The sequence below is a fragment of the Vibrio sp. 1874 genome (assembly GCF_033344395.1).
GTDB classification, from domain to species: Bacteria; Pseudomonadota; Gammaproteobacteria; order Enterobacterales; family Vibrionaceae; genus Vibrio; species Vibrio alginolyticus.
In genome coordinates, this window is the sequence record NZ_JAWPOR010000013.1 from 71,786 (window position 1) to 85,256 (window position 13,471).

Below are 13,471 nucleotides of genomic sequence, written 5' to 3' on the forward strand. Positions count from 1 at the left end.
ATGGATATTTCACGACGACATTTTATACAAAGCACGCTATCGATGGGCGCACTAGCCTCTCTTAGTCTGCCAGGTTACTCTCTCGCAGCGCCATCCAATGACTTTCGAGCATTAATATGTGTGTATTTAGCAGGCGGAAACGATGCATTCAACACCATACTGCCATTATCGGAGGCGCACTATCGTCAATATTCCAAAGTCAGAGGGCCACTCTCTGTCGCCAAAGAAGACATACTCCCTATCAATTTAAGTGCTGTCGATAGCTCAAATCACCCAGTGAAGCTCGGCTTACACCCAAAGTTAAATGCGTTAACTTCCGTTTTCGAACAAGGCGATGCCAGCATCGTGCTCAATAGTGGCATTCTCAACCATCCCGTCACCAAACAAGCTATTGAGCAAGGTGAAGCATCACTTCCCGAGCAACTGTTTTCTCATAATTCTCAAACAGACGCTTGGTTACTTGGTGGAATGAGCGAGTCTAAAAATCTTGGTTGGGCTGGCAGAATGTTGGATGTATTAAACTCTGAATCAGAAATAACACCGCTATACAGTGTGCATGGCAACTCGCTTTGGTTACGGGCAATGGAACACCGCCAAACCGTCCTGAAAAAAGATCGCGCAGTTCAGCTTACCGCGATTGATAACCCGCTATACAAGGGGATCTATGATCGCCTTCTCTCTCATCAAACTGACAATCCATTTAATGGTCATTTTAATTTGATGGTTGATGAGTCGATGGTAATGAGTAGTGTACTGAGCGAGCAACTCAACCACATTGCTGACGAGCCGCTGTTTACGTCATCGACGCTCGGCAAGCAGATGCAAACCGTGTACAAATTGATAGCAAGCCAAGATGTCCTGAAGCAGCAACGACAAGTCTTTTTCGTTAAACACTCTGGGTATGACCTGCACGATTCGCAATTGGCACGTCATCCAGTGTTACTTGAGGATCTCGCGACAAACCTTTTAGCAATGTATCGTGCGGTCGAACGGTTAGGGCTAAACAAGCAAGTCACCTCTTTCACTATGTCTGACTTCGGTCGACGGATGATGAGCAACGGAAATGGTACCGATCATGGCTGGGGTGGCCATCAACTATTAATTGGAGGCGCGGTAAATGGGAAACAACCTATCGGTACATGGCCGGAACTAATACTGGGCGGAAACGATGATTACTCTCAAGGCCGACTCATACCCAAAATTGCCGCTGATCAAGTTGGTTCAACACTAGCACAGTGGATGGGCGTGAGTGATAACGCTGCACTGGAATACGTGTTCCCGAACATCCGTAATTTTACTCATTCAAACCTGGGTTTTATGTCGTAAGATATTTTACAGGTTAGCTGTAGAACGCATCATTAAATAAGGGAGCCTCGCGCTCCCTTACTCATCTTATGTTTGCAAAGTGTCCATTACACCTCGTCGCGACGGCGTTCGTTACACAGCTTAATGGCACGCTCAAGTAATTCTAGCGCGGATTGCTCACATTCAGGCAGAACCGCATCACTTTCACCAATTGGCGTTACGCGGTCACCCCATTTCAATACTGCCGCACCCCATGTCAAACCAGCACCAAACGCAGCGAGAAGCATGTTATCACCTGGGTTAACTCGACCTTGCTCTACCGCTTCACACAATGCAATTGGCACCGTCGCAGCTGAAGTATTGCCATAGTTTTGAATGTTAACAAACGCTTTGTCGTGTGGAATTCCAGACAGGTCACACAAGGTTTGAATAATACGAATATTCGCTTGATGCGGAATCACAACATCGATTTGTTCCGTCGTTAACTGTGATGCTTTCAGTACGGTTTTCGCAGCTAGCCCCATGCCTTTTACTGCACGTTTGAAAATTTCTTGTCCTACAAAGTTGAAATCCCAGTAACCGTTGTCTTCCGCAAAGCGATCCATACAAGTACCAAACTTTGGTACGGACAGAATATCGCGGCCTTTTGCGTCACAACCGATTTGAGACTGTAGTAAACCCGTTTCTTTTTCCGTTCTTGATAACACAACGGCGCCCGCACCATCACCAAATAGAACAGCGGTATCTCGCATTGCCCAATCGATGTAGAAAGACAATCTTTCCGCACCAATAATGATCGCGTTACGATAGTTACCTGATTGAATCAAACGTGTGCCCGTTTCTAGGCCATAGACAAATCCCGTACATGCGGCATTTAAGTCAAAGGCAGCGGCTGCACGAATACCTAGGTTCTGCTGTACCTTAGACGCGATATTTGGAATCAATGAATCTGGTGAACAAGTCGCCACAATGATTAAATCCACGTCTGCTGCATCGACACCTGCTCGAGCTAATGCATGTTTAGCAGCAACGGTCGCCATGTCTGACGTGTTTACATGACTAATACGGCGGTTTTCGATACCAGTGCGGGTACGAATCCACTCATCGGAAGTATCGAGGAAAGTGCTAAGATCATCGTTAGAGAGCACGGCTGGCGGAACACATTTCCCCCAACCTGTAATTTCAGCGTAGTAATTTGTCATCGCAGACCTATTTATTGTTGTATTTTAATAAAATTTCTTAGAACCTTAGGCTCAAATACAAACCTGCGCTGCGTTATTTCGGCAGGTTAAAAAATAAGTATACAAATAATGAGGCTGACTGGTAAGTCATGTTTTCATCAATACGTAATAAAGGAAGAAGTCATGTCATCGTTTAAAACTCGCTGCCCTTCGTGCGGCGGTCTAAATCGTGTCCCTAATGAGCGCGTTGCCGAATCTGCAACTTGCGGTAAATGTAAAAGTGCACTTTTAGACGGCTCGCCTATCGAAGGTACACAAGATAACTTTTCTGCTCTATTACAAAGTGATATGCCTGTTGTAGTAGATTTTTGGGCCCCATGGTGCAACCCGTGCGTTGGTTTTGCTCCTGTTTTCTCTGATGTTGCTCATGAGCAAGCCGGAACGGCTCGTTTTGTTAAGATTGATACCGAAGCTCAACAACAACTTGCGACGCAATTTGGTATTCGCAGTATTCCTACCATTATGGTTTTCAAGAATGGTCAACGCGTTGATATGATCAATGGTGCGTTACCTAAAACTCAATTCGATCAATGGTTAAATCAAGCACTTACTAAATAATCTTCCACGCCAACCTTGTTTGTAGGTTGGCGTTTTTATGCAACTTATCAACCTATCTAGTTAACAAATATTATTTATCGAAACGACTTAAATTTATCATTTTACTTGCCTAACTATTAGCCTCATATTCGCGCCGAATAACCCTTAGATTTCATTTAACTTATAGGCGCAAAACAGTGGAAAACACAGTCGTTCCTGCAGCATCACCACGAGTTACAGTTCCAGTCGTCGCACTGTCTCTTTATGCGGTGGCTTCGGGCTATTTAATGAGCTTGATCCCTCTCATGCTCGGTGAATACAACATCTCAGCAGATTACGCGAGTTGGTTGGCGAGTGTGTTTTATGGCGGCTTATTAACCGGTGCTATTTTTATTGAACGTATCGTACGTCAAGTTGGTCACCGTAACGCGTTTATTGGTTGCTTGGCCGTATTTTCGCTAACTATCGTCACACTGCCCGTGTTTGCTAACGGATTGATGTGGCTTGCCGCTCGCTTTATTGCGGGTATCGCGGTTGCTGGTGTTTTTGTCATTGTTGAGTCTTGGCTAATGTCTGGAGACGAAGCATCGCGTGCGAAACGTTTGAGCTTGTACATGCTATCGCTTTATGGTGGTTCAGCATTAGGCCAGTTTGGTATTGGCGTGCTTGGCGTAAGTGGCGGCGTTCCGTTTATTGCGATCACGACGTTGATCCTAATGGCGATGCTGGTGCTAATGTTCATTGAGTGTGAGCAGCCAAACAGCCATGAATCAACCGCTTTATCATTTAAGCAAATTGCCAAACTAAACCATGCAGCAATTATTGGTTGTGTTGTTTCAGGTTTGACCTTAGGCGCGATCTACGGATTAATGCCAGTTGAGTTAACTAACCGTAAAATTAGCCATCAAGACATTGGTACATTGATGGCGCTAGTGATTCTAGGTGGCATGCTAGTTCAACCAATGGTGACCGCGTTAAACAAATACATGAGCCGCACAGTGCTAATGGCGTTTTTCTGTATTTTGGGTATTTTTTCGATCGGTATGACCTTTATTTCCTCGTCAGCCGTGGTATTGGCTGCTGCATTATTCTTTTTAGGTGCAGCTACTTTTGCTTTGTACCCGATTGCAATCAACTTAGGTTGCGAAGGTCTTGATGAACGCTTTATTGTCTCTGCGACACAAGTCATGCTGTTTAGCTACAGCATCGGCTCTGTTGCTGGTCCTGTTGTCGCTGATAAATTCATGGGCCAAGAACACGGCTTGCTAGGCTACTTGTTTGCCGCTTTGGTTGCGACTGGCGTATACATGCTACTTGCTGCGAGCAAAACCAAGCAGCGTATGGCCGCTGGCCTCTAACCACGCCGCTTCTACTCAACGAAAACGAGGGCATGTCGCCCTCGTTTTTTTATTCTTCGCATTTTTGTTTAGATAAACGCTTGTGACGGTTTGACGCGTTCGCTGCAGGGTTTTCCGGTACCATGCGCTTTTCATGAAGCAAATGACGAACCGCCAAGATGGGATGTTTCAGTAACATTCTGGGGCCAGAGTAACGCATGACCAAACGCATTTGTTCTTTCGGCTCTGGTTTGTAGCAGTGAATCGGACATTTGTTACACGTCGGTTTATTCTCTCCATAAGGACAGCGGTCGAGGCGCACTTCTGCGTATTCAAGCAGCTCACGACATTCTGAGCATAAGTCACGTTTTGTTCCATGATGGTCATGACAGTAAACCTCTACCATGGCTTTTACTGTCTTAAATTCAGTGGCGAGTTTGCCAAGTAAAATATCGCTCATGCGCTATCCAAAAATCACAACATCATTGTGTAAAGTTCTAACGTGCGGCCATTATCATATTGCTGCTCAACTCGTTCAAACTCAAAGCCCAGTTTTTTGAGCAAACTTATACTACGAATATTGTCATTATTGGTGATGGCAACCAAATTATCGAGTTTCATTTCCTCTCTAGCGTATTCCAGCACTGCGGTTGCAGACTCCGTTCCGTAGCCGAAGCCATAAGCGGAAGGTAAAAATCCATATCCGAGATCATAGTGTTGTAATGTGTCACGTTTAACCAACCCACAAATCCCGATGGGTTGCCCATCTTCTTTCTTCTCTACAACGAGTAAACTCACGCCTTTAATTTGTTGCATGCGTAGCATGTTTTCTTTTATGTAACGCGCCGCTTCATATTCGGTACGAATTTGTTTGTCTCCGACAAAACGGTAGAAGTCTGGGTGGTTATAAAGTTCTAGTATAAATGGTGCATCATCTACACTCACAAGACGCAGTATCAAACGTTCGGTGTACAGTGTTTTCATTTGGGCTCCATTAAAACGCGATAGATGATTGGACATAGGAACGTACTTGAATTTTGCGACCGATACCGGCGCTTATTTAGTTGTAACTTGATAAAAAAGTAACTATCCTGCCTCGCTAAATTAAAGGACCACCACCATGAACCGCAAGAAGAAAATCAATCAGATCTTGAAAGCGAAGCAGAAGAAGCATAACGCTAAGCTACATAAGAGCAATAAGCCGCGTTATATCTCCAAAGCTGAACGCGCGAAAATGGAAGCTGAAGAACAAAACCAAGCTTCAGAACACACGGAAAACGTTGTAGACACAGCGCAGACAGATCAAGCCTAAAAGAAAAGCCGCTTCAAGCGGCTTTTTTGATATTTGGAGCGAGTTAGCTTTAGTATTCAACACTGTAGTTCAGTGTGAATGTGCGACCTCTTCCTTTGTAGTCGTACGCTGCTGCATCGTAGTGTGCTGCATAAAGAATCTGCGCACGTTGTCCCCAAGCGGTTGTGTAGTCTTCGTCAAATAGGTTTTGAATACCAAAACCTAACTGCCCGATAGGTAGTGTTACGTTACCAAGAAGATCAAACGTAGTGTATCCATCTAGTTTGTTGTTTGCGTCATCTTCGTAATCAAACATCGTCTGGCTTTGTAGACGTAGTGAATAGCCATCCTGATAGTAAGCCGCCCACGCGTTCGCTTTTGATGTACTTGCTTTACCCGCACTTAGATCTTCCCACTTACCGTTGGTTTTCAGCTCAGAAACCACATAGTGACCTGATGCACCTAACAAAATATCACGGTTTACCCAGTAGTTAATGTTTGCTTCGGCACCGTATACACGTTGCTCGTCATCAACATTGGTGATTAGGAGCGTCTTCTTGTCATACTTGATTGAGTTATCCGACACCGAGTAGTAACCCGCCGCTTGCAGTGCGACAGTATCCGTATCTAATCGGTAACCAATTTCATAGCTGTCCGTTTTGATGCCCGACATTTTTGAGTCAGATACGTTAATGCTATTGTTCAACGCGTAGTGACCATTTGCATCCGCGGCATCGTAGCTACCTTGGCCGTAGTACTTTGCAGGATCAGCGAGTTCGAAACCTTGAGAGAAGTTCGCCCAAAGCTGAGATTCATCGTTAAGCTGATAAATGGTGCCCAAATTAAATAAGCTCACAGAGTAGTCAGTGCTGCCACCTGGTACCGCATCCGCTGATACACCATTACCCGATGCGATCTTCTTTTGTATACTATAGGCAACAAAATCATCAATCTTATTGTCCATGTATTGGTAGCGGTAGCCTGCTTGTACTGACCAATCTTGATTGATTTGGTAATCCCCTTGGACAAACATTGCGTAAGACGCCACATCAACATCTGGGTAACGCCCCACTTCGGCATAGGTTCGATTAATTAAGTTCCCAGAGCTGTTCGCAATGGTTGGATCGAACAGAGCCTGGTTACTTTCAAAACGGTCTAAGTACGCATCGACACCATAAACAAGTTTGAATGACTCCCAGCTTTTAGCTAACGCTAAGCGCCCAGCAAAAACTTCTGTTTTTTGTTGAGAGGCACTTTGGTAATAAGGAGTAAAGGTTTGGTCTTCACTACGGTAAGATAACTCGCCTATCAGTTGATGACCGAATACGCTGTCGTGAGCGTAGTTCGCACTTAAGAGAACTCGCTCTGTACCATGTTCACGGTCGGAATCGAACCCCTCTCGTACATCAACAAATTTATTGTTAACAATGTACAAACCGTATGGCGAATCTTGCTGGCTGTCATAGTATTGTGCGACAAGGTTTAACTTGCTGGCATCGGAGATTTGAATCTCGGTCGATCCCATAACATCGAGCGTTGAATTATACTGCAAAGAGCCCTGTGAAATGTCTGGGGTGACAATGTCGCCATTTGCGTCAAATGCACCTTGTGTCTCGGTGTACACAACCGAACCTCTAGCGGTAATTCGCTCATTACCACCCGAGATAGACTGAGCGAGTTTGTAATCAAAGTCATCGCTGCTATTAAAGCCTGTAGTGCCACTCACGTAGGATTCAAACGACAAGTCATCCGAGTACGCTTTCTTGGTGATAATGTTAATAACACCACCAGTAGCGCCTGCACCATAAATGGAGGTTGCACCAGATAGTACTTCAATTCGCTCGATGTTGAATGGGTCTATTGCATCTAACTGACGACTAATCGGGCGAGAAGACTGTAACGAGACACCATCAATCATTACCAACATTGCTCTACCGCGAAGGTTCTGACCATAGTTAGTTCGACCACCGGTGCCGACGTCTAAAGAAGGGATGGTTGCAGAAAGAATATCACCCAGTGTCTTGCCCGCACGATATTGCTGAGCAATCTCTTCTTGGCCAACAAACCAAACCGTTCCTGGAATATCGGAGATCGATTTCGGCATCACACTGCCTACAACAACCAATTGCTCATCGCTCGGAGTCGATGTTTGTTGAAGATCTTCTGCTGCTATTGAGCTAACTGCGTATCCACTGCTCATCGCAAGTACGATGAGATTGAAAGAAAACGTCCTTTTCATCATTGTATTTATCTTTTTGTTGTCAACAAGAGCATGCAATGATACTTATTCTCACTCTCAAATCGAGCACTGTTACACAAGTTAAATAAATGTTAATTAAGAACCTTCTTGCTCATAAGCTGTCGATTTTCCTCTAAACGAGGACAATCTGCACAAAGCTTTCTGCCTTCACACTTATAGACTAAACAACAACTTTTTCTTACTAACTTTAGCGGCTGATCAGATTCCGTCTCATGAAGTGAGCGGCTATTATCAACATCCAAACCCATTGCGCTTAGCCACAAGACCGCATGCTCCTGAAGTGTCGAGTTAGTCATTTGCGGAAAGCGCTGTTGGAGACGAATTAAACAAGCCATGATTCCGTCCGACATCAATTGATGGGTGAAGCCAGGACGAATGCGTGTCCATTGACTCATCTCTTGTTGATAGAAGTCGAACAGTTCTCGGATTTGACGCCCCGCCTCTTTTATCAACGCTTCTGGCTCGCCATGTATATGCGCTTCGTCGGCGAATCGGTACCCAGAAACAAAACAAGGTTTGAGGTGCTGCGCTATCTCGCGAATGTTTGGCAACGTGTGGTAACCGTAAATAGAGATGAATGCGACATAAACTGGCTGCCAACAAAGTAAATCCCACGTTCTTGTCAACCAATATGCTTTTCCCGCTTCCGGATGAGCCTCCGAGATTTGCTGGTAAAGGCCTTGGATGATCGGGTTGATATCATTCTCGATATGGATAGCTTCTTGCCCTATCTCGCCGATATCACCGTGTAGATAAGGTGTAATCTCACTCGAAGTTTGAAACAGTTGCGGGAAAAATTGCTCAGACATGATGGCTTATTGTTGGTGTAGTCATTCTGACACCTTTATACCCAAGCACCAATCGCAATGCAAACTATTATCCTTTGCGTTTTCATAACAAAGAAGCACCTTTAGGGTTAGTTATGACTGTATTTCCGCGTTCTGTGAAACTGTAAGGTCTGGTTACGTATGCGATGAATAGCAACAAACTCTTAAACCTCTTCGCATTTAACGCTCACATGATCGCAAAAATACACAGCATAAAAACACCCTGATAAAACTGTGTTAACAGTTCCCCTGTGTAGCGTGAGTTATTGCCAATAATTGAATATTGCTGTTTCTTATCCAGCGGATTGTGAACAACATGAAGTATTTTCTTTCTGAATATCGAGACAATACAAAGAGGTAATTTGGCTATGTAGCCCTCTGTTTTGAATAAGGAAATCCACATGTTGTATCTTGAGTTTCTATTTTTGCTCGTGATGCTGTATATCGGCTCACGTTATGGTGGTATAGGCCTTGGGGTCGTATCCGGAATTGGCTTGGTGATTGAAGTCTTCATCTTTAAGATGCCGCCAACCTCTCCTCCTGTCACCGTCATGTTGATCATTTTAGCGGTGGTAACATGTGCTTCCATTCTTGAAGCCGCTGGCGGTTTGAAATACATGCTGCAAGTTGCCGAGCGTGTGCTTCGTAAGAACCCAAAACGCGTCACCCTTATTGCTCCGTTCGTGACTTACTTTATGACCTTCCTACTTGGTACAGGTCACGCGGTTTACTCTATCATGCCAATCATTGGCGACGTTGCACTTAAAAACGGCATTCGTCCTGAGCGTCCTATGGCTGCCGCTTCTGTCGCCTCTCAAATCGCAATCACGGCATCACCAATTTCAGCGGCCGTAGTTTACTACTTGGCGCAACTCTCTGATATTCAACACGAGATCACTCTGCTCTCAATTCTGCTCGTTACTGTACCTGCAACGCTATTCGGTACGTTGTTGATGTCACTTTACAGCCTAAAGCGTGGTAAAGAGCTAGACGACGATGAAGAATACCAAGAGCGTTTGAAAGATCCTGTGTGGAGAGAAAAAATCCTCAACACAACTGCAACGTCTCTTGATGAAGTACTACCAACAAGTGCTCGTAACTCTGTATTGCTGTTCATTGCTTCTATCTTGGTTATCGTCGTTATCGCGATGTGGCCAGACATTCGTACCATCGTAGATGGCTCGAAGCCAATCAGCATGGCAGTTGTGATTCAAATGATGATGCTCTGCTTCGGCGGTATCATTTTGCTTGCGACCAAAACTGACCCGCGTGACGTACCAAATGGGGTGGTATTTAAATCTGGTATGGTGGCGGCGATTGCTATCTTCGGTATTGCATGGATGTCAGATACCTACTTCCAGTACGCTATGCCTCAATTTAAATCTGGCATCGTTGAGATGGTAACCAACTATCCTTGGACATTCGCGCTTGCGTTATTCATTGTGTCGGTTGTGGTGAACTCTCAAGCTGCAACGGCTCGCATGATGCTGCCTGTTGGTCTCGGCTTAGGTTTGGAACCTGCGCTGCTTATCGGCTTGATGCCAGCGGTATACGGCTACTTCTTTATTCCAAACTACCCTTCAGATATCGCGACTGTGAACTTCGATACCTCGGGCACAACTAAGATTGGTAAGTGGTACTTCAACCACTCATTCATGTCTGTGGGCTTAATCGGCGTGATTGGTGCGTGTTGCTTGGGTTACTTGCTAGGGCAAATGATCATTCCTTCGTAACTAGCCAAATCAACGATAAATTAGAGGCGAGTCATTGTACGTTTCGTACAGCCTGAGTGACTCGCCTTTCTTTATTGCACTATTACTACAGCAAGAAATCGTCATCAATCGCGACAAAATTGTCGGCACAATCAATCAGAGTTTGGGATGTTAGCTTAGGTACACCATAAACGGTCACCGTGTTATTGAAGCGCTGCTGAATTCTCTCTACTAGCAGACTAAAGTCTCCATCTCCCGAAACTAGAATCACTTCCTCAACTTCGGGAGCAATTTCAATTGCATCGAGAGTAATACCCACATCCCAATCGCCTTTCGAGCTACCATCACGACGCTGGATGTAGGGTTTAAGCATCACCTCAAAGCCAACACCCCGAAGAATATGGTGGAACTGACGTTGCTTGGGATCATTGCTCGCAATAGCATAAGCACGAGCACTTACCACCTCTTTCCCTTGTGTGGCAACATACCAAAACTGGTTGTAATCAAAATTGCTTCGATACGCTTCGCGACAGGTGTAATACACATTCTGTACATCAACCAAAATGGCGATTTTTTGTTTGCTTTCCGAACTCATCTATTTCTACGCTCAATTTATTTGCTGCCTACCCTATGCCAGTTTTGGAAAAAGCACAATGAGCCAATTCCACTAAACTTAACGTATAAAAAGTTATTTGGGTTTCTAGGGGAACTGTCATGGGCGGAAAGTTACTAGTGATACTGCTTTCTTGTATCTTGTCATCGACAGCATTTGGTTATCCAGCGCACTCCAAATACTGGCCACATAGAAGTGTGCTCTACTTTGCGCCAGAAAATGATGAATACGTCAAACAATTCTTGCTAGAAACACTTATGAATGAGTGTGAGTTGGAAGACAGAGATGTCGTCACGCTGGTCATTACAGAACAAGGTTATACTTTTCCTGCTTGGCTTAAAGAAGAGTTCGACCTAAAAATGCTAGCTCGTCTTTATGAGGTCGAAAAAGGTTCTCATACCGCTATTTTGCTTGGTAAAGATGGTCTAGAAAAGCACCGTTGGGGCGCAGAAACAGACTGGCCGTTTATCAACAACCTCATTGATCAAATGCCTATGCGTAAGCAAGAAATGCAGAGGCAACAAAGCCCCTGTAAAATATAGTCACTTCTGAGCAGTATTACTTTGCGAACCAATCCAACTTGTTGTGAAGTTGAGTCACGCTGCCAACCACAATCAATGCTGGGCTCACGGCTTGCTCTGCCATGATCGATAGCTCGTTCAACTTTCCTTGGAACACGCGCTGCTCTGGGCGCGTACCGTTTTCAATAATGGCGCATGATATCTCAGGATCTAACCCGTGAGTGACCAGCTTATCCATAATATGGCCGCTTTGCTTCAAACCCATATAGAACACAAGTGTGTTGTTGGATTGCGCTAGTGAATGCCATTCAATCTCACGACCATCTTTTTGTACATGACCAGTGATAAATTGAACGCTTTGTGCATGGTCGCGGTGTGTTAATGGAATACCAGCATAAGCCGTCGCGCCCGCCGCCGCCGTAATACCCGGAACCACTTCGTATTTGATGCCAAATTCGGCTAGCTCTTCTAGCTCTTCACCACCACGGCCAAATATAAATGAGTCACCGCCCTTCAGACGTACAACACGCTTACCTTCTTGCGCTTTCTGCACCAAGATTTGATTGATTTGATCTTGAGGCACGCAGTGAAAGTCCAATTTTTTGCCAACGTAAATCATCTCTGCTGATGCATGAGCCAATTCAAGAATATCTTTCGACACCAATCGGTCGTACACCAGAACTTCAGCCGCTTGAATGGCTTTTAAGCCTTTTACTGTGAGTAAATCAGGATCACCAGGACCTGCACCAACAAGAGAAACAAAGCCGCTGTTTAAAGATGAGTTAACAGTTGTCATATCAACGCCTATCGAAAATTTGGACATAAAAAGTAACACTCAAGTCATTAACTCAAGGTTAAAATCACCCCAAGGAGTTATTACTTTTTATAGCTAAATCAATACAATACTTATCGAAAGTTAAATGAGTTGAACAGCCCTACCTACCATAGGTAGGGCCAGATAAAAGCGGTTTATTTTGCGATTGCAGGCTCTGCTTTTACTTCTTCTTCAACTACGTTGATAGAAGGCGCTGTTTTCGCGTGAGTTAGGTACAGTGGAATACAAGTCATTACGAGACCACCAACAATATTACCTAGAATGGTTGGAATAAGGTTGAAGTTCAACCAAGTCGCGATACCAAAATCCGCACCTAGTATCATACCTAGTGGGAATAGGAACATGTTTACTACAGTGTGTTCAAATACTAGCGCAAAGAAGATGAAGATTGGGAACCACATCATTGCTACGCGACCAGACACCGAACGTGCCGTCATGTTGCCGATAACGCCTAGACACACCATTAGGTTACAGAAGATGCCGCGTACGAAACATGTGATCCATCCGTCCATACCCATGTTTTCAAAACCAAGGCTACGCGCGGTAGAAACAGCGACAAATTTCTTCGCTACTGCGTTCAGTTCTAGAGAGAAGTTACCTGTTAGAGAGATAGCCACTAGGTAAGCAACGATCAGAGAACCGATAAGGTTACCCAAGCCCACAAGACCCCAACAACGGAAGATACGACCCCAAGTGATGCCCGGACGGTTCGCAAACTTAGCCAGAGGCGCTAGACCAAAAACACCGGTTACTAGGTCATAACCCATCACACTTAGAATTACGAAACCAACGGGGAAAACAAGTGCTCCTACAAGGCCGATACCCGTTTGTACAATCGCGGTAATAGCAACCACCACCGCAAGCGAAAGAATAACGCCAGCCATCGTACCGCGAAGCAGAAGATCTCGCGTGCTTGTATTGGTTTTCGCTTCACCAACATTGATCATGGTTTGCACGAATTCTGCAGGCTTAAAATCAGTAGACATGAATGT

Annotated in this window: 14 protein-coding genes; 6 read left to right on the plus strand and 8 right to left on the minus strand. The window is 44.8% G+C overall.

Going from position 1 to position 13,471, the window contains the following annotated elements; genetic code table 11:
- Positions 1-1,326 (plus strand): DUF1501 domain-containing protein, encoded by a 1,326-nt coding sequence (locus tag R8N46_RS19340; protein ID WP_054730250.1) that lies wholly within the window; start codon positions 1-3, stop codon positions 1,324-1,326.
- A gap of 86 nt (positions 1,327-1,412) precedes the next feature.
- On the opposite strand, the gene R8N46_RS19345 is transcribed toward R8N46_RS19340, so the two are convergent.
- A complete protein-coding gene (locus tag R8N46_RS19345) occupies positions 1,413-2,507 on the minus strand; it encodes a ketoacyl-ACP synthase III (protein WP_104980711.1) in 1,095 nt (364 codons plus the stop codon).
- Between the two features lie 162 nt (positions 2,508-2,669).
- Here R8N46_RS19345 and trxC point away from each other — a divergent pair, with 162 nt between their 5' ends.
- The gene (gene trxC / locus R8N46_RS19350; protein ID WP_005387991.1) at positions 2,670-3,104 is read left to right on the plus strand and encodes a thioredoxin TrxC; all 435 of its coding nucleotides are present in this window, start codon (positions 2,670-2,672) and stop codon (positions 3,102-3,104) included.
- 176 nt (positions 3,105-3,280) lie between these two features.
- Positions 3,281-4,441 carry an MFS transporter gene (locus tag R8N46_RS19355; RefSeq protein WP_033907039.1) on the plus strand — a complete coding sequence of 387 codons (1,161 nt, stop codon included), beginning with the start codon at positions 3,281-3,283 and terminating at the stop codon, positions 4,439-4,441.
- 49 nt (positions 4,442-4,490) lie between these two features.
- Here the strand turns inward: R8N46_RS19355 and R8N46_RS19360 are convergent, their stop codons facing one another.
- Together R8N46_RS19360 and R8N46_RS19365 are read right to left on the minus strand one after the other, a co-directional pair.
- Positions 4,491-4,880 carry a nitrous oxide-stimulated promoter family protein gene (locus tag R8N46_RS19360; RefSeq protein WP_104980715.1) on the minus strand — a complete coding sequence of 130 codons (390 nt, stop codon included), beginning with the start codon at positions 4,878-4,880 and terminating at the stop codon, positions 4,491-4,493.
- Positions 4,881-4,894: 14 nt separating this feature from the next.
- Positions 4,895-5,404: a GNAT family N-acetyltransferase gene (locus tag R8N46_RS19365; RefSeq protein WP_054865303.1), complete on the minus strand. Its 510-nt coding sequence runs from the start codon at positions 5,402-5,404 to the stop codon at positions 4,895-4,897.
- A 136-nt stretch (positions 5,405-5,540) separates the two neighbouring features.
- Here R8N46_RS19365 and R8N46_RS19370 point away from each other — a divergent pair, with 136 nt between their 5' ends.
- Positions 5,541-5,732, plus strand: a complete 192-nt coding sequence (locus R8N46_RS19370; RefSeq protein ID WP_005376066.1) for a DUF2986 domain-containing protein — start codon at positions 5,541-5,543, stop codon at positions 5,730-5,732.
- A 49-nt stretch (positions 5,733-5,781) separates the two neighbouring features.
- Here the strand turns inward: R8N46_RS19370 and R8N46_RS19375 are convergent, their stop codons facing one another.
- Positions 5,782-7,953, minus strand: coding sequence for a TonB-dependent receptor (locus tag R8N46_RS19375; protein ID WP_017634648.1), 2,172 nt, complete (start codon positions 7,951-7,953; stop codon positions 5,782-5,784).
- 89 nt (positions 7,954-8,042) lie between these two features.
- Positions 8,043-8,780 carry a siderophore ferric iron reductase gene (locus R8N46_RS19380; RefSeq protein ID WP_042520969.1) on the minus strand — a complete coding sequence of 246 codons (738 nt, stop codon included), beginning with the start codon at positions 8,778-8,780 and terminating at the stop codon, positions 8,043-8,045.
- 419 nt (positions 8,781-9,199) lie between these two features.
- Between R8N46_RS19380 and R8N46_RS19385 the strand changes: the two genes are divergently transcribed.
- On the plus strand, positions 9,200-10,531 hold the full coding sequence (locus R8N46_RS19385; RefSeq protein WP_005376060.1) for an anaerobic C4-dicarboxylate transporter: 1,332 nt from the start codon (positions 9,200-9,202) through the stop codon (positions 10,529-10,531).
- A gap of 85 nt (positions 10,532-10,616) precedes the next feature.
- Here the strand turns inward: R8N46_RS19385 and R8N46_RS19390 are convergent, their stop codons facing one another.
- Entirely contained in the window at positions 10,617-11,105 is a 489-nt protein-coding gene (locus R8N46_RS19390; protein ID WP_005376059.1) for an NYN domain-containing protein, read from the minus strand.
- A gap of 119 nt (positions 11,106-11,224) precedes the next feature.
- On the opposite strand from R8N46_RS19390, the gene R8N46_RS19395 reads away from it, so the two are divergent.
- Positions 11,225-11,665 (plus strand): DUF4174 domain-containing protein, encoded by a 441-nt coding sequence (locus R8N46_RS19395; RefSeq protein ID WP_005376058.1) that lies wholly within the window; start codon positions 11,225-11,227, stop codon positions 11,663-11,665.
- 16 nt (positions 11,666-11,681) lie between these two features.
- On the opposite strand, the gene cobA is transcribed toward R8N46_RS19395, so the two are convergent.
- Together cobA and R8N46_RS19405 are read right to left on the minus strand one after the other, a co-directional pair.
- Positions 11,682-12,440: a uroporphyrinogen-III C-methyltransferase gene (cobA, locus tag R8N46_RS19400; RefSeq protein ID WP_115386658.1), complete on the minus strand. Its 759-nt coding sequence runs from the start codon at positions 12,438-12,440 to the stop codon at positions 11,682-11,684.
- 173 nt (positions 12,441-12,613) lie between these two features.
- Positions 12,614-13,465 carry a formate/nitrite transporter family protein gene (locus tag R8N46_RS19405; protein ID WP_025767739.1) on the minus strand — a complete coding sequence of 284 codons (852 nt, stop codon included), beginning with the start codon at positions 13,463-13,465 and terminating at the stop codon, positions 12,614-12,616.
- Positions 13,466-13,471: the final 6 nt, after the last annotated feature.